General features: G+C 65.4%; 17 protein-coding genes and 4 pseudogenes. 18 read left to right on the top strand and 3 right to left on the bottom strand.

Annotated elements, in window-relative coordinates; genetic code table 11:
- Window positions 1–26 precede the first annotated feature (26 nt).
- From STH_RS11240 to STH_RS11210, 6 genes are all read left to right on the top strand, one after another.
- Complete coding sequence (locus STH_RS11240; RefSeq protein ID WP_011196377.1) at window positions 27–1,229, top strand: copper amine oxidase N-terminal domain-containing protein; 1,203 nt, start codon at window positions 27–29, stop codon at window positions 1,227–1,229.
- Between the two features lie 15 nt (window positions 1,230–1,244).
- Entirely contained in the window at window positions 1,245–3,767 is a 2,523-nt protein-coding gene (locus STH_RS19725) for a hypothetical protein (protein WP_011196376.1), read from the top strand.
- Between the two features lie 253 nt (window positions 3,768–4,020).
- On the top strand, window positions 4,021–5,241 hold the full coding sequence (locus tag STH_RS11230) for a hypothetical protein (RefSeq protein WP_011196375.1): 1,221 nt from the start codon (window positions 4,021–4,023) through the stop codon (window positions 5,239–5,241).
- A gap of 325 nt (window positions 5,242–5,566) precedes the next feature.
- Entirely contained in the window at window positions 5,567–5,752 is a 186-nt protein-coding gene (locus STH_RS19085; protein ID WP_043713943.1) for a hypothetical protein, read from the top strand.
- 70 nt (window positions 5,753–5,822) lie between these two features.
- Entirely contained in the window at window positions 5,823–7,025 is a 1,203-nt protein-coding gene (locus tag STH_RS11220) for a copper amine oxidase N-terminal domain-containing protein (RefSeq protein ID WP_011196373.1), read from the top strand.
- Window positions 7,026–7,657: 632 nt separating this feature from the next.
- Window positions 7,658–9,562 carry a hypothetical protein gene (locus tag STH_RS11210; protein WP_242654532.1) on the top strand — a complete coding sequence of 635 codons (1,905 nt, stop codon included), beginning with the start codon at window positions 7,658–7,660 and terminating at the stop codon, window positions 9,560–9,562.
- Window positions 9,563–9,843: 281 nt separating this feature from the next.
- Here STH_RS11210 and STH_RS19965 read toward each other — a convergent pair whose 3' ends face one another.
- Window positions 9,844–10,128, bottom strand: a complete 285-nt coding sequence (locus STH_RS19965; RefSeq protein ID WP_083766076.1) for a DUF3024 domain-containing protein — start codon at window positions 10,126–10,128, stop codon at window positions 9,844–9,846.
- Between the two features lie 48 nt (window positions 10,129–10,176).
- On the opposite strand from STH_RS19965, the pseudogene STH_RS18040 reads away from it, so the two are divergent.
- A pseudogene (locus tag STH_RS18040) lies at window positions 10,177–10,602 on the top strand (transposase); the annotation flags it as partial.
- Here the strand turns inward: STH_RS18040 and STH_RS11205 are convergent.
- Window positions 10,581–12,191 (bottom strand): transposase, encoded by a 1,611-nt coding sequence (locus STH_RS11205; protein ID WP_043713940.1) that lies wholly within the window; start codon window positions 12,189–12,191, stop codon window positions 10,581–10,583. The pseudogene STH_RS18040 and the gene STH_RS11205 overlap by 22 nt on opposite strands.
- A gap of 120 nt (window positions 12,192–12,311) precedes the next feature.
- Between STH_RS11205 and STH_RS11200 the strand changes: the two are divergent.
- Window positions 12,312–13,181: pseudogene (locus tag STH_RS11200) on the top strand (IS256 family transposase); the annotation flags it as partial.
- A gap of 328 nt (window positions 13,182–13,509) precedes the next feature.
- Entirely contained in the window at window positions 13,510–14,694 is a 1,185-nt protein-coding gene (locus STH_RS11195; RefSeq protein ID WP_011196367.1) for a copper amine oxidase N-terminal domain-containing protein, read from the top strand.
- A gap of 1 nt (window position 14,695) precedes the next feature.
- Here STH_RS11195 and STH_RS11190 read toward each other — a convergent pair whose 3' ends face one another.
- Window positions 14,696–16,306: a transposase gene (locus STH_RS11190; protein WP_043713086.1), complete on the bottom strand. Its 1,611-nt coding sequence runs from the start codon at window positions 16,304–16,306 to the stop codon at window positions 14,696–14,698.
- Between the two features lie 914 nt (window positions 16,307–17,220).
- Between STH_RS11190 and STH_RS19035 the strand changes: the two genes are divergently transcribed.
- From STH_RS19035 to STH_RS11155, 9 genes and pseudogenes are all read left to right on the top strand, one after another.
- Complete coding sequence (locus tag STH_RS19035) at window positions 17,221–18,933, top strand: hypothetical protein (protein ID WP_011196364.1); 1,713 nt, start codon at window positions 17,221–17,223, stop codon at window positions 18,931–18,933.
- A 539-nt stretch (window positions 18,934–19,472) separates the two neighbouring features.
- Window positions 19,473–20,668: pseudogene (gene ltrA, locus STH_RS11180) on the top strand (group II intron reverse transcriptase/maturase).
- Window positions 20,607–21,211 (top strand): annotated as a pseudogene (locus STH_RS19960) (PdxA family dehydrogenase). The pseudogenes ltrA and STH_RS19960 overlap by 62 nt, the downstream one beginning before the upstream one ends.
- A gap of 14 nt (window positions 21,212–21,225) precedes the next feature.
- Window positions 21,226–21,480, top strand: a complete 255-nt coding sequence (locus STH_RS19720; protein ID WP_050742251.1) for an iron-containing alcohol dehydrogenase — start codon at window positions 21,226–21,228, stop codon at window positions 21,478–21,480.
- Window positions 21,456–22,382, top strand: coding sequence for an iron-containing alcohol dehydrogenase (locus STH_RS11170; protein WP_207635381.1), 927 nt, complete (start codon window positions 21,456–21,458; stop codon window positions 22,380–22,382). Before STH_RS19720 ends, STH_RS11170 begins: the two co-directional genes overlap by 25 nt.
- Before the next feature lie 18 nt (window positions 22,383–22,400).
- Window positions 22,401–22,823, top strand: a complete 423-nt coding sequence (locus STH_RS19175) for a phosphoglycerate dehydrogenase (RefSeq protein WP_011196357.1) — start codon at window positions 22,401–22,403, stop codon at window positions 22,821–22,823.
- Between the two features lie 6 nt (window positions 22,824–22,829).
- Window positions 22,830–23,405, top strand: coding sequence for an NAD(P)-dependent oxidoreductase (locus STH_RS19170; protein ID WP_011196356.1), 576 nt, complete (start codon window positions 22,830–22,832; stop codon window positions 23,403–23,405).
- Entirely contained in the window at window positions 23,402–23,854 is a 453-nt protein-coding gene (locus STH_RS11160) for a tripartite tricarboxylate transporter TctB family protein (RefSeq protein ID WP_011196355.1), read from the top strand. The genes STH_RS19170 and STH_RS11160 overlap by 4 nt, the downstream gene beginning before the upstream one ends.
- An 18-nt stretch (window positions 23,855–23,872) precedes the next feature.
- Window positions 23,873–25,372 carry a tripartite tricarboxylate transporter permease gene (locus STH_RS11155; protein WP_011196354.1) on the top strand — a complete coding sequence of 500 codons (1,500 nt, stop codon included), beginning with the start codon at window positions 23,873–23,875 and terminating at the stop codon, window positions 25,370–25,372.
- The last annotated feature ends 22 nt before the right edge of the window (window positions 25,373–25,394 follow it).

Genomic DNA, 25,394 nt, shown 5'->3' with positions numbered 1-25,394 from the left:
GTATTGGTTATGGGAGAACGAACAACATGGGGGAGTGGGAACCGATGAAGGGGGATCACACACGCCGTGCCAGGTGGCTGGCCTGGCTGATGCTCGCGGCGCTGCTCGTGCACGGGCCGGTGGGGGCAGGAGCGGAGGAGCCGCTGCAGCCGGAGGTGGCGGAGTACCCGGCTGAGAACTACGAACCCGGTCCGGGATGGCCGGAGGGCTGGACGCCGCCGCCCCCGCCCGAGGGCATGTCGGAGCAGATGCGGGCGGAGGTGGAACAGGCGCTCCGGGACAATCCGGATATGTATGATCGGTACGACTGGTGGGTGTGGGATCCGCTTCCTGCCTGGACCCAGGAGTATCCCTGGTACTGGGAGGAGGACTGGATGGTCTGCGGGACGACGATCCACGTGTACGCCTATCCGAAGCCGGATACGCATTTGATCCAGCAGGTCTTCGGCCGGTCGTACGTCGTGGGGCGGCTGCACCTGAAGCCGTGCAGGTACGAGCCCATGCAGTACATCGTGGCCGTACGGGAGTTGAGTGAGGAGGAGAAGTTGGCCGAGGGGCGCGGCATCGAGTACGAATACTGGATGGACAAGTCTCACCCTGGGCTGGGCCGAGACTATGGATACCGGCATAACGGAAGCCCGGAGGAGATCTTTGTCTTCCTCAACTTCGGCAACGCCAGCAGCCACTTTGACACTCCAGCTTATCTTGACACCACCGTCAACCGGGTTCGGGTACCCATCCGGTTCATCAGCGAGATGATGGGGGCGGAGGTCACCTGGGACCAGGCCGGGCGGCGGGTGACCATTCATTTCCCGGCAGTTACCCGTGAAGTAGTGAAAGCTGTGCCTGCGCCTGGATACGACTATCCCGACCTGATCCACCCCGAGACACACCTGCCCGACCCATACCGGTACCTGTTGCAGGAACAGACGGTGAGTGTACCCGAGCGAACCATCGTGCTGACGATCGATCACCCAGTGGCGGTGGTAGACGGGCACGAGGTGGCCTTAGACGCCCCGCCGGTGATCCGGAACGACCGAACGATGGTGCCTGTCCGCTTCATAGCTGAGCAGATGGGTGCCAAAGTCTACTGGGTCGGGGCCGAACCCATCTACCGGCTCGACGATGGGACCATGTCAGGCAGGTACCAGGTTCACATCTTCACGCCGTTCTTCCCCCTGTACGAGTACCCCAGCTGGTACCTGGAGAATCGCGCGGTGAGGTACTAAGGGGGAGCTGGAATTATGAACTGGCGACGCTGGTTTGCGGGGGTCCTGGCCTGCTTGCTTGCCATGGTACCCAGTCCCGTCGTTGTCGCGGGGGACTGGATCACGAAGGGTGGTTCTCCGCAGCGCACGTCGACAGTCCTCGACCCTCACGGCCTGATTGAGTTGAGTCCGTACTGGGAAACGGAGGCGTTGGGGGAGAGTGCGGCCCAACCGGCGGTCGTCGATGGAGTCATCTACCATCTGGCAGGGCCCTACCTCTGGAGGCTGGAGTTGGACGACCTTCAACGACCGGTTGGCGAAGCCGTCGCGGTCAGTGATCCGGTGAAGCGAAAGGGAGTCGAGTTCAACGTGGCGCCTGGAGGCGCGTTCATCGCCCCGCAGTCCAGCCCTAGCTACAGTCCGGAGACCGGTATCCTCTATTTTGGCACGGGCTATGGTTGGCTCTGGGCGTACCACACGAGAGAAGGTTGGTTTCGGCCTGCTGAACTGGACTTAGGCTGTCCTGTTGTGGGCTCGCCGGTCGTCATTCACGACCAGGGACGGGACATCGTCGTGGTCGCTGACCGACCCAACTACCCCGGCGAGGAAAACCGGCCAGAAGGACGACCGCTGTGTCCCAGGGGGCATGGGAAGGTCTGGGTAATCCGAGCGTTGGATGACCTGGACCGCGTTCCAGAGGTGCACCACTACGAAGCGGCTACGACGAAACAAGATGAAAGCGGCTTCGGCGGCTTCATCACGCCCTCCGCCGTCATGGCTCCGCCCCACGGGAGCAACCCCAGCTTTGTCATCGGCACCGATGGCTTTGAGGGAGGGCGCGCGCTGCGGCTGGCCCTGGACCGCGACAACGACTATCGCCCTTACCGGGTCTGGACAGTCGACAGTACCGCCGGCTTCGCCGGCAACTTCACCTCAGACGGCACCCACGCGTACTGGTTGGACACCCGGGGGCGCCTCTGGGGCGCCAATCTGCATGACGGGCTGGAGCCCGCCGGCTGGAAAGGGCACATGGTCGACGTCCCCGCCCTCATCGGCGCCAGGAACGCCTTCACCAACACCGAACCCGCGGTCGAGGTCCGCCAGACCCCCGACGGCCCCGAAACCCACCTCTACGTCACCCTCCGCAACTACACCGACACCGGCGCGGGCCTCCGGGACGGCCCGACCGGCAGCGACGGCGCCGTCGTGGCGCTCGGCCCCGGCGGCGAACTGAAGTGGTACCGCAAGTTCGGCCCGGCGGACCGGCTGGGCGAGCGGATGGCCTCCCTCAACACCGCACCGCTGGCCCTGATCAGCCGGGGCGCACTCATCTTCGGCGACGTCAACGGCCACATCTACAGCTACGCCCTGGACACCGGCCAGCCGATGGGCGGCGACGGGCGGCCCGCGCTCATCCAGCCGGAAGGGCGGGCGCCCACGGACCGGCTGTTCCTGCTGAAGGACGACGAGCAGCCGAACACCGGCCCCTACAACTTCTCCCAGGTCTCAGGCGTCGGCGTCGATCCCGCCTTCGCCTACGGCCTGCTGCTCGTCGGCGTCAACTACACCGACGCTTCCGGGACCTCCGGCCGGCTGGTGGCCTACCGGGCCGGCGAGGCCTACGACCTGCGGTGGCTGGATGAACCGGGGCCCCTGGAGCTGGAGCCGGGCAAGACAGTCGCCCTGCAGCCCCGGCTCCAGCTGGAGCTGACGGCCCGGACCCTGGCCGCGCTCTGCCCGGGCCCGCTGTCCGTCGAGTGGTTCCTCACCGACGAGAACGGCAAGCTGGTGCGGTCCCTGGGGACGGCGCCGCTGCCCGGCGATCTGGCGCCGCAGCAGCCCCACCCGGTGCCGCTGACCGTCGCCCTGACAGAGACCGACCCGGCGGAGGGGCAGATCGTGGGCATCATCGACTTGCCCTCCGTGTACGCCCTCAGCGCGCCGCACACGGCCAACCCGAAGGTGGCGGCGGCCCGGGGCCTCGCGGCGGCGCTGGGGCTTCCGGCCGAGAAGAGCTGCCTCGGTGCGGTGGCCGAGGTGGTGGAGCGGGAGGGGGAGCCGGGGCCGGAGGGCGGCCTGGCCAACAACGTGCTGATCGTGCCGTACCGCAACCCGCAGCCGCCCGATGAGCCTGAGCGTCCGGGCGAGGAGGGCGGAGGCGGGAAAGCGATCATCGACGACCCGTGGGTGGTGGAGCTGGCGGTGCCGGAGGTGGCCGAGGCAGGCCGGCCGTTTGAGGTCGGGATCTACCTGGGTTACCAGAACAACCTGGGTCAGGGCGAAATCCGGGTGCCGCTCCGGCTGTGGGCGCGGCCTGCGAGGGGCGCATCACCGCCCCCGGACGTGTGGCAGATGGTGACGATCGACAAGGTGCCCTGCTTCAGCCTGAAGCCGGGGACGATCCCGGGGCTGAGCGTAGGCATGTGGGAGATCATCGCCGAGATCGACTACCCGGCTGACACCCGGCCGGAGAACAACCGGGTCATCCGGAGGGTGGAGGTGCTGCACCTGAAGCCGGGCGAGAGCGGCGGCGCGGAGGGCGGGGCCATCACGGACTGACGGCCGTGCCATCGGCGACGGAGGCGATGCCACCACTGAGTGCGGTGCTGTCGGCGACCGTGGGCGATGCCACCACTGAGTGCGGTGCTGCCGGCGACCGTGGGCGATGCCACCACTGAGGGCGGTGCCGTCGGCGGCTGTGCACGATGCCATCACCGGCGGAGGAGCTGGCATCAGACCGACGCTGAAGGTATCTCCAGTCTCAGTGTTAAAGACTTAACAGGACACACATCTGACCAGGGAGTTGAGGTCGATGCACACAGACCCGCCCGACCCGCGCCGGGGGCAGGTTTGCTCGCTGGAGGTGGCCCGAACGGACCACCTCGTCCGGCGGTTGCGGTCGAAGCTGATGGATTATCTCCGCGACGACGAGGCGGAGATCTCCGTCGGCTGGGGGATGGTACGCTTCTTTCCCCCGGAGCTGTTTGACGAGGTGGAACCTGAGGCACGGAGCCTGGCGGTGGACTGGCTGGCCTTCATGTTCCCGGGGGAATGGAGGGTTCCCCTGGCCCGGCAGTTGGCGGAGGATGATGCGTCGTTGTCGCAGGAGGAGCGTGCGACTCTGAACGCCTGGGCCGACAGGGCGGCACCGGGCTTCTTCCGCGTGGAGTCGGTCTCCGGCCCGCAGGCCAGACTGGTCCGCCTCCCCGATGATGCGCCCCGCACCGTGAGAGGGGTGCGGGGCGGGGTGCTGAAGCCGGGAGACCTGCTCGTGACCTGGCTGCTGCCCACGGGACCGGCTTACTACCTCGGCCTCGAAACGGCGTTCGTGGACCAGGACCTGACAGACGGTCTGCGCCACATCCTTCAGGTGGAGATGGACCTGCTCCGGCGGCAGCGGCCCCGTGCCACCTGGGATGACCTCTACCGCACCTCCTGGCCGCGGATCGTGTGGGCTGTCGGTGTGCTGGCCAACGATGCGGATGTGTTCCGCATCCACGCGCCGCCGGGTCCGTCCGTGCTGTGGGATGGCCGGCCGGTGCCGGACGCCCCGGCATGGTGGGAGCGGACCGCCGAATGGGCGCGCACGTTGGCTGAAACGAGTGCGCCTATCCACGAAGAGCCGGGCGACGGGATCGAGCGGCTCTGGTGGGATGCCGCGCTGACCCTTAGGCCGAAGCAGGAGCGCACGGCGGCATCCTGGACGGCGGCGGTCGTCTATGCATTCCGGCGCTACGTGCAGGGCGACCCCACCGTGACGCAGGCCGAAGTGGCGGAGCAGTGCTGCGTTTCGCCAGCTACGGTGGGGAATCGCAGCCGGCAGATCGTAAAGGCGCTCGGGCTGGAGCCGTTCGACCTCCGCTACGTGGACCTGCTGGCACGGGACGTGCGAATCCTCTGGGAGATGCACTGCATCGGCGCGCTCGGCTCCCCCGCACTCTATGGCGGAATGGATGTGGCGAAGATGTCGCCCGAGGACAAGCTGCTCCTTCACGCGGTCCTGCGCGATATGCGCCGGTATCTGAACGAGTGACGGGCAGGATTCCACGGGAATCCCGCCCGTCCGCGTCGTCAACGCAGCAGTTCCCGCAGCTCCACCGGCACCACGGCAACCTCATGGTTCCGACCGTCGACTGGGCCCGGTAGTCGCCCAGGTCGGCCGTCGCGTGTCTGATGATCATGGTGTACTCGATCCATGCCTGTCCCCCGTCGGGCTTCCCGTGGAAGTACAGCGCGATCACCCAGTTGTTGCGAGCTGCCGTGAGGCCTGCCTACTCCCAGGCCTCCCTGAAACAGGCGATGGCCTCCTCGAAGCGACCCTCCTAGAGGAGCCGGCGATCCTGGTCATCGGCACGACGGTGCTGGTGACGACCCACTACATGGACGAGGCGGCCCACTGCGACCGGCTGGCGATGATGAACGCCGGGCGGCTGGTGGCGGTGGGGACGCCCCGAGAGCTGCGGGAGGCGTATGCCGCCGGCGGCGGGCTGGAGCAGGTGTTCGTGCATCTAACACGGATGGAGGGCGCGGCGAGTCCGCCGTGACGCCCCTGGCGTTCCCCCGGGCAAACCTCTGCCCGGGGGTTTTCGTATTGGTTATGGGAGAACGAACAACATGGGGGAGTGGGAGCCGATGAAGGGGGATCACACACGCCGTGCCAGGTGGCTGGCCTGGCTGATGCTTGCGGCGCTGCTCGTGCACGGGCCGGTGGGGGCAGGAGCGGAGGAGCCGCTGCAGCCGGAGGTGGCGGAGTACCCGGCTGAGAACTACGAACCCGGTCCGGGATGGCCGGAGGGCTGGACGCCGCCGCCCCCGCCCGAGGGCATGTCGGAGCAGATGCGGGCGGAGGTGGAACAGGCGCTCCGAGACAATCCGGATATGTATGATCGGTACGACTGGTGGGTGTGGGATCCGCTTCCTGCCTGGACCCAGGAGTATCCCTGGTACTGGGAGGAGGACTGGATGGTCTGCGGGACGACGATCCACGTGTACGCCTATCCGAAGCCGGATACGCGGTTGATCAGAGAGGTTTATGGGCGATCATATGGCTGGTCGCGCCTCTACTGGAAACCGTGCCGGTATGAGCCTATCAACTCGCTTACCGAGGCGCGCGGACTCACCGAGGAAGAGAAACTGGCCGAAGGGCGGGGCATCGAGTACGAGTATTGGATGGACAAGTCTCACCCTGGGCTGGGCCGAGACTATGGATACCGGCATAACGGAAGCCCGGAAGAGATCTTTGTCTTCTTCAACTTCGGCAACGCCAGCAGCCACTTCGACACTCCAGCTTACCTTGACACCACCGTCAATCGGGTTCGGGTACCCATCCGGTTCATCAGCGAGATGATGGGGGCGGAGGTCACCTGGGACCAGGCCGGGCGGCGGGTGACCATTCATTTCCCGGCAGTTACCCGTGAAGTAGTGAAAGCTGTGCCTGCGCCTGGATACGACTATCCCGACCTGATCCACCCGGAAACACACCTGCCCGACCCATACTTGTACCTGTTGCAGGAACAGACGGTGAGTGTACCCGAGCGAACCATCGTGCTGACGATCGATCACCCAGTGGCGGTGGTAGACGGGCACGAGGTGGCCCTAGACGCCCCGCCGGTGATCCGGAACGACCGAACGATGGTGCCTGTCCGCTTCATAGCTGAGCAGATGGGTGCCAAAGTTTACTGGGTCGGGGCCGAACCCATCTACCGGCTCGACGATGGGACCATGTCAGGCAGGTACCAGGTTCACATCTTCACGCCGTTCTTCCCCCTGTACGAGTACCCCAGCTGGTACCTGGAGAATCGCGCGGTGAGGTACTAAGGGGGAGCTGGAATTATGAACTGGCGACGCTGGTTCGCGGGGGTCCTGGCCTGCTCGCTTGCCATGGTACCCAGTCCCGCCGTTGTCGCGGGCGACTGGATCACGAAGGGTGGTTCTCCGCAGCGCACGTCGACAGTCCTCGACCCTCACGGCCTGGTTGAGTTGAGTCCGTACTGGGAAACGGAGGCGTTGGGCGAGAGTGCGGCCCAACCGGCGGTCGTCGATGGAGTCATCTTCCATCTGGCAGGGCCTACCTCTGGAGGCTGGAGTTGGATGACCTCCAACGACTAGTTGGAGAAGCTGTCTTTGTGCGTGATCCGGTAAAGCGGAACCCAGTCGCGTTCAATGTGGCCCCTGGCGGGGCATTCATCGCCCCGCAGTCCAGTCCCACTTACAGTCCAGAGACCGGAGTTCTATACTTCGGAACCAGCTATGGTTGGTTGTGGGCCTACCATACCAAGGAAAGATGGTATCGACCGGCTGAACTGGACCTGGGTTGTCCCATCGTGGGTTCACCACTGGTGATCCACGATCGAGGACGAGATATTGTCGTGGTGACGGATCGACCCAACTACCCTGGGGAAGAGAACCGGCCAGTAGGGCGGCCCCTATGCTCTCGCAGCCACGGCAAGGTGTGGGTGGTGCAGGGGCTCGACCGGCCGAGTGACATGGTCCGATGGCAGTACTATGAGGCAGAGACCACGAAACAAGATGAAAGCGGCTTCGGCGGCTTCATCACGCCCTCCGCCGTCATGGCTCCGCCCCACGGGAGCAACCCCAGCTTTGTCATCGGCACCGATGGCTTTGAGGGAGGGCGCGCGCTGCGGCTGGCCCTGGACCGCGACAACGACTATCGCCCTTACCGGGTCTGGACAGTCGACAGTACCGCCGGCTTCGCCGGCAACTTCACCTCAGACGGCACCCACGCGTACTGGTTGGACACCCGGGGGCGTCTCTGGGGCGCCAATCTGCATGACGGGCTGGAGCCCGCCGGCTGGAAAGGGCACATGGTCGACGTCCCCGCCCTCATCGGCGCCAGGAACGCCTTCACCAACACCGAACCCGCGGTCGAGGTCCGCCAGACCCCCGACGGCCCCAAGACCCACCTCTACGTCACCCTCCGCAACTACACCGACACCGGCGCGGGCCTCCGGGACGGCCCGACCGGCAGCGACGGCGCCGTCGTGGCGCTGGGCCCCGGCGGCGAACTGAAGTGGTACCGCAAGTTCGGCCCGGCGGACCGGCTGGGCGAGCGGATGGCCTCCCTCAACACCGCACCGCTGGCCCTGATCAGCCGGGGCGCACTCATCTTCGGCGACGTGAGCGGCCACATCTACAGCTACGCCCTGGACACCGGCCAGCCGATGGGCGGCGACGGGCGGCCCGCGCTCATCCAGCCGGAAGGGCGGGCGCCCACGGACCGGCTGTTCCTGCTGAAGGACGACGAGCAGCCGAACACCGGCCCCTACAACTTCTCCCAGGTCTCAGGCGTCGGCGTCGATCCCGCCTTCGCCTACGGCCTGCTGCTCGTCGGCGTCAACTACACCGACGCTTCCGGGGCCTCCGGCCGGCTGGTGGCCTACCGGGCCGGCGAGGCCTACGACCTGCGGTGGCTGGATGAACCGGGGCCCCTGGAGCTGGAGCCGGGCAAGACAGTCGCCCTGCAGCCCCGGCTGCAGCTGGAGCTGACGGCCCGGCCCCTGGCCGCGCTCTGCCCGGGCCCGCTGTCCGTCGAGTGGTTCCTCACCGACGAGAGCGGCAAGCTGGTGCGGTCCCTGGGGACGGCGCCGCTGCCCGGCGACCTGGCGCCGCAGCAGCCCCACCCGGTGCCGCTGACCGTCGCCCTGACAGAGACCGACCCGGCGGAGGGGCAGATCATCCGCGTCATCGACCTGCCCTCCGTGTACGCCCTCAGCGCGCCGCACACGGCCAACCCGAAGGTGGCGGCGGCCCGGGGCCTCGCGGCGGCGCTGGGGCTTCCGGCCGAGAAGAGCTGCGCCGGTGCGGCGGCCGAGGTGGTGGAGCGGGAGGGGGAGCCGGGGCCGGAGGGCGGCCTGGCCAACAACGTGCTGATCGTGCCGTACCGCAACCCGCAGCCGCCCGATGAGCCTGAGCGTCCGGGCGAGGAGGGCGGAGGCGGGAAAATGATCATCGACGACCCGTGGGTGGCGGAGCTGGCGGTGCCGGAGGTGGCCGAGGCAGGCCGGCCGTTTGAGGTCGGGATCTACCTGGGTTACCAGAACAACCTGGGTCAGGACGAGATCCGGGTGTCGCTCCGGCTGTGGGCGCGGCCTGCGGGGGGCGCATCACCGCCCCCGGACGTGTGGCAGATGGTGACGATCGACAAGGTGCCCTGCTGCAGCCTGAAGCCGGGGACGATCCCGGGGCTGAGCGCGGGCACCTGGGAGATCGTCGCCGAGATCGACTACCCGGAGGACACCCGGCCGGAGAACAACCGCGTGATCCGCCGGGTGGAGGTGCTCTCGTCCAAGCCTGTGGAGGTGGGCGGCCCGGAGGGAGGGGCGATCACGGACTGATCCCGCACGCCCCAACCCCCGGCGCGGGCGGCCCGCACGCCCGGGCCGCGCCCAGCACGGGGCGGCATGAGCGACTGTACCCATGCGCTACACGGGAAAGGGCCCGGCCGCTGACGGTCGGGCCCTCGATCTCTCTATGCTGCGGTTCAGTCGCCGCCCACGTGCGCCACGCCGTTGACGCCCCGGATCTCCACGCCGGCCAGGCGTTCCACGAAGGACTTGTGTTAGCGGCAGTGTTAAAATGGGTCTTCGTCAGCTTTCGTGCAACCGACGATGCCGCATTATCGGAAGAAGATGCCCGATGGTCCTAAATGGAGGCGATTTAGTAACTCACTGACGTCTGGGGATGGGGGAATCTCCTCCAAAACAAACCATCGACCGGCTCTGTCTGCTCGGTACAGAGTCCAGGTTTTCCGGTGTGGATCCAGGCGAAACTGGGCGACAGGTGTTCGCAACCAGCGGTGTATGGTTGGAATCCAGGATGGCCGGCTCTCATAAACCGTGGCTACAGTCCACAGTAGTGGTGTAAAAAGCACCCCGGCTAGATGGTTACTGCCGGCGACCATCTAGGGGGTGCAGGTGTCACTTGACATAAGTGGTCACCTTTGGGTTCCATGCGAAGTAGGACCAGTACATCGCGAAGGAGGATCCCGCAGGTGACCACCTTTAGGATCGCATTGGAGGAGCTTCTGCGCAAGACCGGTGTGGATGACTTCGACTTCCTTCGGGAAGGGTTGCGGGTGCTCGCCCAGGGTCTCATGGAGCTGGAGGTCTCCCAGCGCATCGGCGCGGATCGGTACGAGCGATCGGCCGAGCGCAGCACTTACCGTAACGGCTATCGTGAGCGGCAGTGGGATACGCGGGTTGGGACGATTGACCTGCAGATCCCAAAGCTCCGAAAGGGATCGTACATGCCCAGCTTCCTGGAACCGCGCCGGCGGGCAGAAAAGGCTTTAGTGGCGGTGGTTCTGGAGGCTTACGTGAACGGTGTGAGTACACGCAAGGTCGATGACCTAGCTCAAGTTTCACGCGAACAACTCGACATTCGTGGTGTTGAAAAAGTGCATTGGTAAGAAACGGCCCGGTTCAGGGTAATCTCCGCTCCAGCCAGGGGAGTACCCCGGCTGAACACCAGCCGCAGCGTGTCACCAATACACCGTATGGTTGCCCGGCACCGGGCCGCTACCCGTACCAGGAGTCGACTCTTGGCCTCGGCCAGTTTGGACGAGGAGGTGCTCAGATAGCGCCAGGCCCAACGCACCAGGTTGAAGGCAAACAGGACGAGCTGCGTAAAGGCGGCGTTGGCCTCGTACTTGCGCAGCCGGGGTGCACCAAAGTGAAACGTTCCCTTCCACTCCTGGAATCCGGCTTCGATGGTCTGGCGTCCGTGGTAGAGTTTCACGACCTCTGTCATGGTTAGCGCCTCGGTTTGGAGCGTGGTCAGGATCACGCTGCGGACTTCCCGGCCATCCGTATCCCAGCGGCGCATGGCGACAAGCCGCACCGGATACGGTGCGAGCAGCGTTGGGCCAGGCACAGCAACGGCTTCGGAGGCAAACCGGTTCTTCTCGACTTCAACCCAGCCCTCCGCCGGCACGGCGTCGAAGAGGCGCTTGTAGGCGGGATTGCTTCCGGAGTAGGACTTGATGGTGAACTCGTATCCCAGCTCCAGCAGCCGCTGGATCACCTCCGGCGTGCCAAAGGCGCTGTCGGCTCGCAGCACGATCCGGAGGGGAGCCGGGTTCGTCTGATTGTCCTGCCTGTACTGCCGGAGCCGATGGTTCAGTTCACGGATGACCTGGACCGTCTCCTGTAACTCGGACTGCAGTTTCTGTTTCCGCCGGGCGCTGCCCTTGCCCGATACCGTCTGTAATGCCTGATGCAACTGCCGGACCCGCACCTTCTGCTGAGCCAGGCATGCTTCAACCCATTCCACCCGCCGCAGGGGGCGGCCGATCCGGGCTTCCACCCTGGGGATCAGTTCGAGCAGGCAGGCGCCAGAGCGGCTGTTGGCCTTACCGGACTTGAGAAGGCCGTCGATGGCAAAGCGCTGCTGCTTTCCAGTGAGGAAGGCGGCTGCGATCTGATAGCCGCGGGCCAGTTGCCCCTGGATGTAGCCAAAGTCGGTACCGGTGTACTGCCTGGTCTCTCCCCGGACCTTCTGGCCGGTGAGGTCGATGTCCACGATGACCATTCCGGACCGGTCTGGGCCAGCCACCGCCGCAACCTCCTGCTGAAGCAGGGGAGCCTGGATCTCCGCCAGTGCATCGGAAAGTTGTTGAACGTTTTCCTCCGTTAGTTTGCTGAAGGTCGCACAGACGGTGGAGAAGTGAGCAAAGCGTTCCTGCCCCCAGGCTTGAGCTACGGCAGGGTCGGCGACCAGCGGATCGGGATCGAAGTTCAGGTCCTTCATGTAGCGGCAGTTGCCGAGAATGGCAACCAACGCCTCGACTACCTTGTCGACCGGCGTATGGGTGTAGGTCTTCTGATTGATCCGCAGGTGCCGGTTCAACACGTCAACCAGGTTCAGCCTTTGCGCTACCCAACCAAGAGCGACAAGAAAACCATGCCGGGTGGTGGATTTGATGGCTTGCGCAGTGACTTCGGGCGTCGTACCATGAGACTGCATCAGTCGAACCTCCACATGGTGGTTTAAGAGGGGCAAATCCCACCATGTATCATTGGTTCAGACTGATGCTTTTTCAATGGGTTTCCATTGTACGGAGTGCGGGTTATTCACGCGAAACTTGAGCTAGTACAAGCCTTGGGAATGACCGGTGTGAGCAAGAGCCAGGTTTCGCGGCTATGCGCCGAGTTGGATGAGGTGGTTCAGGCTTTCCGCAATCGTCCGTTGGAGGGCCGTTACCCCTACGTCTGGCTGGATGCGAAGTACGTCAAAGTACGGGAAAACGGCAGGGTCTCCAGTATGGCCCTGGTCGTGGCTGTGGGGGTACGGGAGGACGGCGACCGGGAGATCCTGGGACTGGACGTCGGCCCCAGCGAAGACGGGGCCTTCTGGACGGCATTTCTGCGTCAACTGGTTGCACGCGGTCTCAAAGGCGTCCTTCTGGCCATCAGTGACAGCCATGTCGGCCTACAGGAGGCCATCCGCACCGTACTCAGCGGCGCCAGCTGGCAGCGGTGCCGGGTGCACTTCATGCGCAACCTGCTCAGTTATGTGCCGAAGCACTGGCAGTCCATGGTGGCGGCTGCCGTCAGGACGATCTTCGCACAGCCGGACCAGCAAGCGGCACGGCGTCAACTGGCCGTTGTCGCAGACAATCTGCGACCGCAGTTCCCTCGTGCGGCTCAGCTGCTCGAAGAAGCCGAAGACGACATCCTTGCCTACATGGCCTTTCCGACTGAGCACTGGCGACAGCTGCACTCCACCAACCCGCTGGAACGGCTGAACCGAGAGATTGGCCGTCGAACGGACGTGGTCGGCATCTTCCCCAATCGAGAGGCCGTCATCCGCCTGGCCGGCGCCGTCCTGATCGAACAGCAGGACGAATGGACGGCAGCCCCGCGGCGGTACTTCAGTCAAGCGTCCATGGCCAAGCTGTACACCAGCAACCAGAGTGTCAGCGGTACGGACTTCCTGACCCTCAGTGCTGACTAGGGCAGCTACTCGCGGGAACCCGATTTACACCACTTGACGGGACATGATCCATGAGCCATCTCGATCTTCATCCTTTCACCCCTGCAAACTGGAAATGCGGTACATCCCAGTTTACAGGTTTGGAAGATTGAGGTGGCTCACTTTTACGTGATCAAATGGCCCCCAAATGGCTCCCTTTTAGGTTATCAAACACACGGAAGAGTCCGGTGTTGGGTCATGGTATCAGTAGTCATATTTCATGAACGGCGCTTGAACCGCTGAGCAAACCTTCGCTCAGGGGTTTTCGTATTGGCTAGGTGAGCACCTTTTCGTAGGGAGTGGAGGCCAGATGTGGGGGGAACAGACGAGGCGCGTCGGTTGGCTCACCTTGCTGGTTCTTACAGTCTTACTGTTTCAGCCCGTTGTTGGGGTAGCGGCCACGGACGAGCCGAAGCCTGTGGTAGTGGACTATCCTCCTGAGAACTACGAGCCTGGCCCTGGGTGGCCGGAGGGGTGGTCACCGCCACCGCCGCCTGAGGGCATGTCGGAACAGATGCGGTTGAGGGTTGAACAGGCGCTCCGCGAGCGCCCGGATCTGTACGAGCGATACACCTGGTGGGTGTGGGAACCCTTACCTGAATGGACAAAGGAGTATCCTTGGTTCTGGCGAGAGGATTGGATGGGTTGTGGTACTACGCTTCACGTCTACGCGTACCCGGTGCCGGACACCCAACTGATCACCAGGGTCTTTGGACGGTCGTATGGCTGGACGCGCCTGTACCTCGAACCCTGCCGATACGAGCCGGTCCAGTTTATTGTCGAAGCTCTCGAAATGAGTGAAGAGGAGAAGTTGGCTGAGGGGCGTCGTGCCGAGTATCTGTACTGGGTAGACAAGTCGCATCCGGGACTGGGAAGGGATGATGGGAGGGATCGGAACGGAAGTCCTGACCACATCTATGTGTATCTCAACCAAGGGGACGCATCCAAGCGATTTGACACTCCTGCGTACTTGGATACCACTGTTAACCGGGTGAGGGTGCCCATCCGTTTTGTCAGCGAGATGATGGGCGCCGAGGTCACGTGGGATGAGACCGGCCGGAGGGTGACCATCCATTTTCCTGCAACGACGCGTGAAGTGATGAAAGTAGTTCCGGCTGAGGGATATGACTATCCGGATCTTTTTGATGCTGAGGAGTACTTGCCGAACGGTTACCGCTTCTACTTCGAGCAACGTGTGGTGAGGATACCGGAGCGTACCATTACCTTGACCATCGACCATCCCGTTGCGATTGTGGATGGCCGTGAAGTCCGGCTGGATGCTCCCCCTGTGATCCGGAACGACCGGACGATGGTACCCGTTCGGTTTGTAGCCGAGCAGATGGGCGCCAAAGTGTACTGGGTGGGGAAGGAGCCCATATTCCGGCTTGATGACGGCACCATGTCGGGTACCTATCAGGTCCACATCTTCACGCCGACGTTCCCACTGTACGAATACCCGAGTTGGTACCTGGAGAACCGTGCGGTGCGGTACTAGCTCAAGTTTCACGCGAACAACTCGACATTCGTGGTGTTGAAAAAGTGCATTGGTAAGAAACGGCCCGGTTCAGGGTAATCTCCGCTCCAGCCAGGGGAGTACCCCGGCTGAACACCAGCCGCAGCGTGTCACCAATACACCGTATGGTTGCCCGGCACCGGGCCGCTACCCGTACCAGGAGTCGACTCTTGGCCTCGGCCAGTTTGGACGAGGAGGTGCTCAGATAGCGCCAGGCCCAACGCACCAGGTTGAAGGCAAACAGGACGAGCTGCGTAAAGGCGGCGTTGGCCTCGTACTTGCGCAGCCGGGGTGCACCAAAGTGAAACGTTCCCTTCCACTCCTGGAATCCGGCTTCGATGGTCTGGCGTCCGTGGTAGAGTTTCACGACCTCTGTCATGGTTAGCGCCTCGGTTTGGAGCGTGGTCAGGATCACGCTGCGGACTTCCCGGCCATCCGTATTCCAGCGGCGCATGGCGACAAGCCGCACCGGATACGGTGCGAGCAGCGTTGGGCCAGGCACAGCAACGGCTTCGGAGGCAAACCGGTTCTTCTCGACTTCAACCCAGCCCTCCGCCGGCACGGCGTCGAAGAGGCGCTTGTAGGCGGGATTGCTTCCGGAGTAGGACTTGATGGTGAACTCGTATCCCAGCTCCAGCAGCCGCTGGATCACCTCCGGCGTGCCAAAGGCGCTGTCGGCTCGCAGCACGATCCGGAGGGGAGCCGGGTTCGTCTGATTGTCCTGCCTGTACTGCCGGAGCCGATGGTTCAGTTCACGGATGACCTGGACCGTCTCCTGTAACTCGGACTGCAGTTTCTGTTTCCGCCGGGCGCTGCCCTTGCCCGATACCGTCTGTAATGCCTGATGCAACTGCCGGACCCGCACCTTCTGCTGAGCCAGGCATGCTTCAACCCATTCCACCCGCCGCAGGGGGCGGCCGATCCGGGCTTCCACCCTGGGGATCAGTTCGAGCAGGCAGGCGCCAGAGCGGCTGTTGGCCTTACCGGACTTGAGAAGGCCGTCGATGGCAAAGCGCTGCTGCTTTCCAGTGAGGAAGGCGGCTGCGATCTGATAGCCGCGGGCCAGTTGCCCCTGGATGTAGCCAAAGTCGGTACCGGTGTACTGCCTGGTCTCTCCCCGGACCTTCTGGCCGGTGAGGTCGATGTCCACGATGACCATTCCGGACCGGTCTGGGCCAGCCACCGCCGCAACCTCCTGCTGAAGCAGGGGAGCCTGGATCTCCGCCAGTGCATCGGAAAGTTGTTGAACGTTTTCCTCCGTTAGTTTGCTGAAGGTCGCACAGACGGTGGAGAAGTGAGCAAAGCGTTCCTGCCCCCAGGCTTGAGCTACGGCAGGGTCGGCGACCAGCGGCTCGGGATCGAAGTTCAGGTCCTTCATGTAGCGGCAGTTGCCGAGAATGGCAACCAACGCCTCGACTACCTTGTCGACCGGCGTATGGGTGTAGGTCTTCTGATTGATCCGCAGGTGCCGGTTCAACACGTCAACCAGGTTCAGCCTTTGCGCTACCCAACCAAGAGCGACAAGAAAACCATGCCGGGTGGTGCATTTGATGGCTTGCGCAGTGACTTCGGGCGTCGTACCATGAGACTGCATCAGTCGAACCTCCACATGGTGGTTTAAGAGGGGCAAATCCCACCATGTATCATTGGTTCAGACTGATGCTTTTTCAATGGGTTTCCATTGTACGGAGTGCGGGTTATTCACGCGAAACTTGAGCTAGGGGGATTCAGGTCATGCGGCGGTGGTCAAGGTGGCTGGCTACTGCACTTGCTGTATGGCTCACGTCCGTCACGGCGCCATCAGCTCTGGCCGGCGACTGGATCACGAAAGGTGGGACTCCGCAACGTATGTCGGTGGTGGAGGATCCCCACGGTCTCATAGGGATTGTGCCGCACTGGGAAACGCAGGAACTGGGCGAGAGCGCAGCGCAACCGGTGTTGGTCGATGGTGCGGTATACCACCTGGCGGGGGAGTACCTGTGGAAGATAAATTTGGATGGTCTTCTGCCGCCGGTGGCAACGGCGTTAGCAGTTGAGGATCCGGTTACAAGACTGGGCGTTCCATTCAACCGGGCGCCGGGTGGTCCGTTGATTGCACCCCAGTCGAGTCCCTCTTACAGCCCACAAACACAGGTGCTCTACTTCGGTACTGGATACGGCTGGGTCTGGGCCTACCATACCGTGGAGGGCTGGTTTCGTCCGTTGGAGTTGGAACTGGGGTGTCCTATTGTTGGATCTCCCCTGGTCATACATGATTCTGGGCGTGACATCGTGGTTGTCGCGGATCGCCCCAACTACCCAGGGGAGGAAGATCGGCCCGCAGGTCGCCCGCTCTGCCCTCGTTCGCATGGAAAGGTTTGGGTGGTGCAAGGTCTGGATCGTCAAGATGGACATCCAAGCTGGAGGGTCTACGAAGCTGCAACCACCAAGCACGTAGCTGGGGGCTTCGGCGGTTTCATCACCCCGTCGGCGGTAACTGCCCCACCGCACGATGGAAATCCCAGCTTTGTGATTGGAACGGACGGTTTCGAGGGTGGTCGGGCGGTTCGGCTCGCTCTGGACCGGAATGACAACTACCGCCCGTACCTCCTCTGGACAGTTGACGGCCCCGCAGGGTTCGCCGGCAACTTTACCTCAGACGGTACAAATACGTACTGGCTGGATACTCGCGGGCACCTGTGGGGCGCCTCGCTTATCAGCGGTAGTGAACCCGAAAGCTGGGGCACCTATTCCATCCCCCTGCCCGCCCTCATCGGCGCCAAGGCCGCGTTCACCAACACCGAACCCGCGGTGGAGGTTCGCCAGACCCCGGACGGCCCCGAAACCCACCTCTACGTCACCCTGCGCAACTACAGCGACACCGGGGTCGGCCTCCGGGACGGCCCCACCGGCAGCGACGGCGCCGTGGTGGCCATTGGCCCCAGCGGCGAGCTCAAGTGGTATCGCAAGTTCGGCCCCGCGGAGCGGCTCGACGGGAGGATGGCCTCCCTCAACACCGCCCCGCTGGTCCTGGGCAGCCGCGGGGCGCTTCTCTTCGGCGACGTCAACGGCTTCTTCTACAGCTACTCCCTGGACAACGGCAACCCCAGCGGCGGCTCCGCCCGGGCGGCGCTGATCCACCCGGAGAGCCGTACCCCCGTCGACCGGCTGTTCCTGCTGAAGGCTGGGGAGCGGCCAAACGTCGGTCCGTACAACTTCTCCCAGGTCTCCGGCGTCGGCGTCGACCCCGCCTTCGCCCACGGCCTCCTGCTGGTCGGCGTCAACTTCGAGACCGACGGCGGAACCTCCGGCCGCCTGGTGGCCTTCCGGACGGGGGAGAGCTACGACCTGCGGTGGCTGGATGCGCCCGCTCCGCTGGAACTGACCCCGGGCACGCCGGTTGCGCTGGAGCCGCGGCTGCAGCTGGAGATGACCACGCGCACCCTTGCAGCCCTTTGCCCGGGTCCCTGGACCGTGCGCTGGTTCGTGACGGACGCGGACGGCCAGTTGGTCCGCCCGCTGGGGGAGGTGCCGCTGCCGGGAGAGCTGGGGCCGCAGCAACCCTACCCGGTGCCGCTCACGGTGACCCTGGCCGAGGGGGATCCGGCCGAGGGCTGGATTGTCGGGGTCATCGATCTGCCCACCGTGTACGCCCTGAGCACGGCCCACACGTCCAACCCCAAGGTCGCGCTGGCTAGGGGGATGGCCGCGGCGCAGGGGCTGCCGGCGGAGAAGACCTGCGCCGGCGCGGTGGCCGAGCTGATTGAGCGGGAGGGGGAGCCCGGCCCCGAGGGCGGGCTGGCCAACAACGTGCTCATCGTGCCCTACACGATCCGGCAGCCTGCACAGGTCGTCGTCGACGACCCGTCGGTGGTGGACCTGGCCGTTCCGTCGATGGCTGACGCGGGCAGGCCATTCGAGGTGGGGATCTACCTCGGCTACCAGAACAACCTCGGTCGCAGCGCGATCCAGGTGCCGCTCCGGCTCTGGGCGCGGCCGGAGTCCGGCGGGTCGGCGCCGGCTGGGGGATGGCAGGCGGTGACCATCGACCGGGTGCCCTGCTGCACCCTCAAGACGGGCACGATCCCGGGGCTGAGCGCGGGCACCTGGGAGATCGTCGCCGAGATCGACTACCCCGAGGACACCCGGCCGGAGAACAACCGCGTGATCCGCCGGGTGGAGGTGCTCTCGTCCAAGCCAGTGGAGGCGGGCGGCCCGGAGGGAGGGGCGATCACGGACTGATCCCGCACGCCCCAACCCCCGGCGCGGGCGGCCCGCACGCCCGGGCCGCGCCCAGCACGGGGCGGCATGAGCGACTGCACCCATGCGCAACACGGGAAAGGGCCCGGCCGCTGACGGTCGGGCCCTCGGTCTCGTGCGCCCGGCATGGGCGCTGACTTGGCGGTGAAAGTCCGCTGCGGGCGAGGCAGCACCAGCCCGTTAGCCAAAGGCAAGGGTGTCCGTCGCGAGGCGGAATCTGGAGGAAGCCGGAGGCAAAGCCACGACCCGAGGAACACGAACCTCATACGAGGCTGTGCCGCCTGGGTGAGCTGGCGAACCACAGCAAAACCCGAGGCTGCCAAAGGGCGGTGCAGTAGATGGGGCGGGTGCGGGGTGAAGGTCAGCGTTCTTACCCGGGGAGATCTGCCGGGAACGCCAGCAACGCTGGTAACCTGCGTCGGGAGACGCAGCTGAACCGGCAGAAGTCAGCAAAGGCCATAGTACGGGCAGGGGGACGCCCCGACCGGGAAGGGCCGAACGTCAGGAGAGGGGTGAACCCGTTGCGTTCGAGCAGCCCGCGACAAACGCAGAAGACCCCGCACGGGGCCTGCTCGCCGGAGGTAGCGGTGAAGCCGCAAGGGACGGCGAGAGGGCGGAGTGGGCAGCCGGCACAAGACGGAACGTCACCCCGCGGGGAGCACAGCAACCTGATGGAGCAGGTGGTGGCCAGGGAGAACATGCTGGCCGCCCTGAAACGGGTGGAGCGGAACGGAGGCGCCCAGGCTTTCGGCCGGGGCGGCGGGGTCATGATGCGGTCAGGAAGGCACGTCAGTACGTGGAGGAAGGGTACGACTGGGTCGTGGACATGGACCTGGAGAAGTTCTTCGACCGGGTCAACCACGACGTGCTGATGGCCCGCGTGGCGCGGCGGGTAACGGATAAGCGTGTGCTGCGGCTGATCCGGCGGTACTTACAGGCCGGGGTCATGCTGAACGGGGTGGTCGTGGCGACGGAGGAAGGGACGCCGCAGGGCGGTCCGCTGAGTCCGCTGCTGGCGAACATCCTGCTGGATGACCTCGACAAGGAGCTGGAGCGCCGTGGCCACCACTTCGTCCGGTACGCCGATGACTGCAACATCTACGTCCGCAGCAAGCGGGCGGGAGAACGGGTCTACAGGAGCGTGCGCCACTTCCTGCAGGAGCGGTTACGGCTGAAGGTCAACGAGGAGAAGAGCGCAGTGGACCGGCCGTGGAAGCGGCAGTTCCTCGGGTTTAGCTTCTACAAGCACCGGGGAGTGCGCATCCGGCTGGCCCCGAAGAGCCTGAAACGCGTGAAGGACAAGCTCCGCACGCTGACGGACCGCAACCGCAGCCAGAGCATGGAGGACCGAATCCGGTGCCTGAATGCCTACTTGCGGGGCTGGGTTGGGTACTATGCGCTCTCCGATGCCAGGTCAGCCTTTGAAAGACTCGAAGGATGGCTGAAGCGTCGGCTGCGAGCATGCGTATGGAGGCAGTGGAAGCGTGTACGCACGCGCTTTCGGGAGTTACGCGCCCTCGGTTTGCCCGAATGGGTAGTCTACCAACTCGCCAACAGCCGCAAAGGCCCGTGGCGAATGGCAGGTGGCCCACTAAACAGCGCCCTGGGCAACGCCTACTGGCGTGCCCAGGGGCTGATAAGCCTGACCGAATGCTATGAAGCGACTCGTCAATCCTGGCGAACCGCCGGATGCGGACCCGCATGTCCGGTGGTGTGAGAGGACGGGGGTTAGCCGCCCCCTCCTACTCGATTTCGTCACGGTGCACGTCTCGCTGCGGCAGGCGATCGACCTGGTCACCGCCGACCGGGGCAGGCGGGTAATCGGCGTCGCGCACCGCACTCTGCGGCGCATGGGCTTTCAGCACCCGCGCATCGCCGTGGCCGGCTTGAACCCGCACGCCGGCGAGAACGGACTGTTCGGGGACGAGGAGATCCGGGAGATCGTTCCGGGCATCCAGGCCGCCCGGGAGGAGGGGTACGAGGCCACGGGGCCGTGGCCGCCTGACACGGTCTTCGCCCGGGCGATGGCCGGCGAGTTCGACGCCGTCATCGCCATGTACCATGACCAGGGGCACATCCCCATCAAGCTCGCCGGTTCGCCGAAGGCGTGAATGTGACCGCCGGCCTGCCGATCATCCGCACCTCCGTCGACCACGGCACCGCCTTCGACATCGCGGGCAAGGGCATTGCCGACGAGGGCAGCATGATCGCGGCCATCGAGCTCGCCGGACGCCTGTCGGGCGTCGGGCAGCAGATGTGAGGAGGGCCATTCCGATGATCGGTGTGATGTATCCCTTCCGGACGCCGCCGGTGATCTGGGCCGCACCGGGGGCGGCCGCTCAGCTTCCCGACGAGGCCCGCCGGCTCGGTGCCACCCGGGCCCTGTTGGTCAGCGACCGCGGTCTCCTGGCGACCGGCACCCCGGAGCGGCTCCAGCGGATGCTGGAGGGCGCCGGCGTGCGGTGCGCCGTCTACGCCGACGTGATGGCCGAGCCCAGCGCGGAGTGGCTGGACCCGGTCAGCAGGTGAAGGCCCACCAGGCCGACCTTGTGGTGGCCGTGGGCGGCGGCAGCGCGATCGACGTGGCCAAGGCCACAGCCGTCCTGGCCGCCAACGGCGGCACGGCCTACGACTACTTCGGCGTCGACCGGGTGCCCCGGCCGGGGCTGCCCGTGATCGCCATGCCCACCACGGCCGGCACCGGCGCCGAGGCCACGCCCAACGCCATCTTCACCAACACCCGGACGCAGGTGAAGGAGGGGATCGTCTCCCCGTACATGATGCCCGCGGTGGCCATCGTGGACCCCGAGCTGACCCTGACAGCGCCGCCCGGGGTGACCGCCGCCACCGGGATGGACGCCCTGACCCACGCGGTGGAATCCTTCACCTCAGTCAAGGCCGCGCCCACCACGGACCTGTTCGCCGCCGAAGCCATCCGCCGGATCGGCCGGTCGATCCGCACCGCGGTCTTCCGCGGCGGGGACCTCGCGGCCCGGACCGATATGGCCCTCGGCAGCCTGTACGCCGGCATCGCCATCTGCAACGCCGGCACCGGCGCGGTCCACGCCATGGCCTACCCGCTGGGCGGCCAGTTCCGGGTGCCCCACGGCATCGCCAACGCGTCGCTGCTGCCGCACGTGCTCCCGTGGAACCTGCAGGGCAGCGTGGAGAAGTTCGCGCAGGTCGCCCGGCTGCTGGGTGAGCCCGTGGACGGGCTCAGCGCCCTGGCGGCGGCGGAGCGTGCGGTGGCGGCCATCCAGCGGCTCTGCGCCGACCTCGGCATCCCCTCCCGGCTGTCGGCGTTCGGCGTCCGGGAGGAGCACATCCCCGCCATGGCGGCGGCCGCGCACGCGACGCGACGGCTCATGGACAACAACCCCCGCAACCTGACGGTTGAAGAGGTAGAGGCAATCTATCGCTCGGCCCTGTGAAGGAGGAGCAGCCGGGAGATGGCGGACAGGATCAAGGTGCTCATGCTGCAAGCGATCCACGAAGAAGGGATCCTGCTCTTCGACGACCGGTTTGAGGTGATCGCAGCCCGGGATCCCTCGCCCGCAGCGGTCATTCCGGAACTGGACGGGGTGCAGGCCATCATCGTCCGCCTCGCGCCGTGCACGCGGGAGATCATCGAGGCGGCCCCTGACCTGAGGGTGATCGCCAAGCACGGCGTCGGCGTCGACAACATCGATGTCGCCGCGGCGACCGAGCGCGGCATCCTGGTGCTCAACACGCCGGAGGCCAACGCCGTCTCGGTGGCGGAGCACGCCATCGCCGCGATCGCGGCCCTGGCCAAGCGGGTGGTGTTCATGGACCGGGCCGTCCGGGACGGGCGGTGGCAGGCGCGCGGCGATCTGAAGGCCATCGACCTGTAAGGCAAGGTGCTGGGGCTGGTGGGCATCGGCCGCATCGGCACTCAGGTTGCCCGGAAGGCGCAGGCCGCCTTCGACATGCAGGTCATCGGCTACGACCCGTACGTGGCGCCCGAGGCGGCGCAGGCCCATGGCATCCGCATGGTGGCGGACCTGGCGGAGCTCTTCCGCACAGCGGACGTGGTGTCCATCCACGCGCCGCTCACGCCGGAGACCCGGGGCCTGGTCACCCGGGAACTGATCGGCATGATGAAGCCCACCGCTTTCCTGGTCAACTTCGCCCGCGGGGAGATCGTCGACGAGGGCGCCCTGGTGGAGGCCCTCCGGGAGGAGCGCATCGCCGGGGCCGCCCTGGACGTGTTTGAACGGGAGCCCGTGGACCCGGAGAACCCCCTCTTGCAGCTGGATAACGTGTTGCTCTCGCCGCACAGCGCGGCGCAGACCCGGGAGTGCGTCATCCGCATGTCGGTTACCACCGCCCAGGGCGTGATCGACGCCCTCACCGGCCGGCGGCCCCGGTATATCGTCAACCCCGAGGTGCTTCTGCGCAGCGGTCGAGCGGGTGAGGGGGAGATGGGCGGATGAAGAAGCACGATCGGATCGGGGCTGTGGTTCTCATCGTGATCGGCGTGGCTGCGGCCGTCTACTCCGTGATCAAGCTGAAGGTCGGCACCCTGCGGGTGCCGGGCTCCGGCTTCATGCCCCTGCTCGCCTCGTTGGCTGTCATCGGGGGGAGCATCGGCTGGCTGTGGGAGGTGCGCGGGCCCGACCCGGACCCCCGGCCCTTGTGGCCGGACAAGAACTGGCTGCGGCCGCTTCTGGGGCTCCTGTTCCTGATCCTGTACGCCCTCCTGTTCAAGCCGCTCGGGCACCTGTTCTCGACGCTGGTGTTCCTGGGGCTGTGGCAGTTCCTCGTGGAGCGGGTGAACTGGCGGCGGGCCACGCTGGTGACCCTGCTGGGCGCGGCCGGGATGTACCTCCTGTTCGTGGTGCTCCTCGGGGTGCACGTGCCCACGTCCCCCCTCGGACTGTGAAGCTAGGGAGGGAATGGCATGGAGAGTCTGCAGGGACTGATGCAAGGCTTTTCGGTCGCGATGCTGCCCACCAACCTGCTGTTCGCCTTCCTGGGCTGCCTGCTGGGCACCGCGATCGGCGTGCTCCCCGGCCTGGGGCCCGCCGGCACCATCTCGCTCCTGCTGCCCGTGGTCTACTCGATGGGCTCCTCGGCCACGACCCTGATCTTCCTCGCCGGCATCTACTACGGCTCCATGTACGGCGGTTCGACCACCTCGATCCTGCTCAACCTCCCGGGTGAGGCGGCGTCTGTCATTACGGCTATCGACGGCTACGAGATGGCCAAGAAGGGGCGGGCTGGCGCGGCGCTCAGCATCGCGGCCATCGGCTCCTTCCTCGCAGGCACCCTGGCCGTCGTGGGGCTCACGTTCGTGGCGCCTCCGGTCGCGGAGTTCGCCCTGGACTTCGGCCCGCCCGAGTACTTCTCCCTGACCTTGCTCGGCCTCTTCCTGGCTGTCTTCCTCTCGGGAGGCTCCATGGCCAAGGGTGTCGTCCTGCTGGCGGCGGGCGTGCTGCTCGCCAGCGTCGGCCTGGACCCGGTGACAGGCAAGGCTCGGTTTACCTTCGGGAGCGTCGCCATGCAAAGCGGCTTCGACTTCACCACACTGGCGATGGGCGTCTTCGGCCTGGGCGAGATTTTCTTCAATCTGGAGAAGGCGGACTTCATGGGGACGATCACCGCGAAGATCGGTCGCCTGCTGCCGACCGCAAAGGAGTGGGCTGAGTCCCGTTGGGCGATCGTCCGCGGGGCCGTGCTCGGTTTCGCCGTTGGCGTACTCCCCGGCGGCGGCGGCGTGCTGGGCTCGCTGGCCTCTTACGCCACCGAGCGGAAGCTCTCCAAGCACCCGGAGGAGTTCGGCAAGGGCGCGATAGCCGGCGTGGCTGGCCCCGAGTCGGCCAACAACGCCGCTTCTACCGCTTCGTTCATCCCGCTGCTGACGCTGGGCATTCCCACCAACTCGTCGATGGCGGTGATCTTCGCCGCCCTGCTGATCCAGGGCGTCACTCCCGGCCCGTTCCTCATTACGGAGCATCCGGACGTCTTTTGGGGCGTCATCGCTTCCATGTACATCGGCAACCTGATGCTGCTCGTCCTGAACCTGCCGCTGGTGGGAGTCTGGGTACGGCTACTGAAGGTCCCCTTCAACATCCTGGGCCCCCTGGTCGTGCTGCTCACGGTGATCGGCGTGTACAGCACCACCAACGACGTCTTCCAGGTCTTCGTGCTGATCGGCTTCGGCGTCCTCGGTTACTTCATGCGTAAGTTCCGCTTCGATCCCGGCCCGCTACCCCTGGCGTTCGTGCTGGCCCCGACCATCGAGAACTCGCTGCGCCAGTCGCTGATCATGTCCCGTGGCAGCGCCGCCATCTTCTTCACCCGGCCGATATCTGTGACGTTGCTGAGGATTTTCGCCGCCCTGGTGATTGGCCAGTTGGCCAAGGGGCTCCGCTCCCACAGACGGACCGCACAGGCCTGATAGACAACTCGGAATTCGGATG

Origin of the sequence: Symbiobacterium thermophilum IAM 14863, from assembly GCF_000009905.1 — a bacterium.
Taxonomy (GTDB): domain Bacteria; phylum Bacillota; class Sulfobacillia; order Symbiobacteriales; family Symbiobacteriaceae; genus Symbiobacterium; species Symbiobacterium thermophilum.
The sequence above is the reverse complement of the archived record's forward strand: the minus strand, read 5'-3'. Positions and strand labels throughout refer to the sequence as shown.

Excerpts from the sequence above, each read along its gene's own strand:
- STH_RS19175 (WP_011196357.1), top strand. The coding sequence starts at position 22,401 with ATGGCGGACAGGATCAAGGTGCTCATGCTGCAAGCGATCCACGAAGAA.
- STH_RS11220 (WP_011196373.1), top strand. The coding sequence starts at position 5,823 with ATGGGGGAGTGGGAGCCGATGAAGGGGGATCACACACGCCGTGCCAGG.
- STH_RS11190 (WP_043713086.1), bottom strand. The coding sequence starts at position 16,306 with ATGCAGTCTCATGGTACGACGCCCGAAGTCACTGCGCAAGCCATCAAA.
- STH_RS11205 (WP_043713940.1), bottom strand. The coding sequence starts at position 12,191 with ATGCAGTCTCATGGTACGACGCCCGAAGTCACTGCGCAAGCCATCAAA.
- STH_RS19720 (WP_050742251.1), top strand. The coding sequence starts at position 21,226 with ATGATCGGTGTGATGTATCCCTTCCGGACGCCGCCGGTGATCTGGGCC.
- STH_RS11240 (WP_011196377.1), top strand. The coding sequence starts at position 27 with ATGGGGGAGTGGGAACCGATGAAGGGGGATCACACACGCCGTGCCAGG.
- STH_RS19725 (WP_011196376.1), top strand. The coding sequence starts at position 1,245 with ATGAACTGGCGACGCTGGTTTGCGGGGGTCCTGGCCTGCTTGCTTGCC.
- STH_RS11195 (WP_011196367.1), top strand. The coding sequence starts at position 13,510 with ATGTGGGGGGAACAGACGAGGCGCGTCGGTTGGCTCACCTTGCTGGTT.
- STH_RS11160 (WP_011196355.1), top strand. The coding sequence starts at position 23,402 with ATGAAGAAGCACGATCGGATCGGGGCTGTGGTTCTCATCGTGATCGGC.
- STH_RS11155 (WP_011196354.1), top strand. The coding sequence starts at position 23,873 with ATGGAGAGTCTGCAGGGACTGATGCAAGGCTTTTCGGTCGCGATGCTG.
- STH_RS11230 (WP_011196375.1), top strand. The coding sequence starts at position 4,021 with ATGCACACAGACCCGCCCGACCCGCGCCGGGGGCAGGTTTGCTCGCTG.
- STH_RS19965 (WP_083766076.1), bottom strand. The coding sequence starts at position 10,128 with ATGGTCGCCGGCAGTAACCATCTAGCCGGGGTGCTTTTTACACCACTA.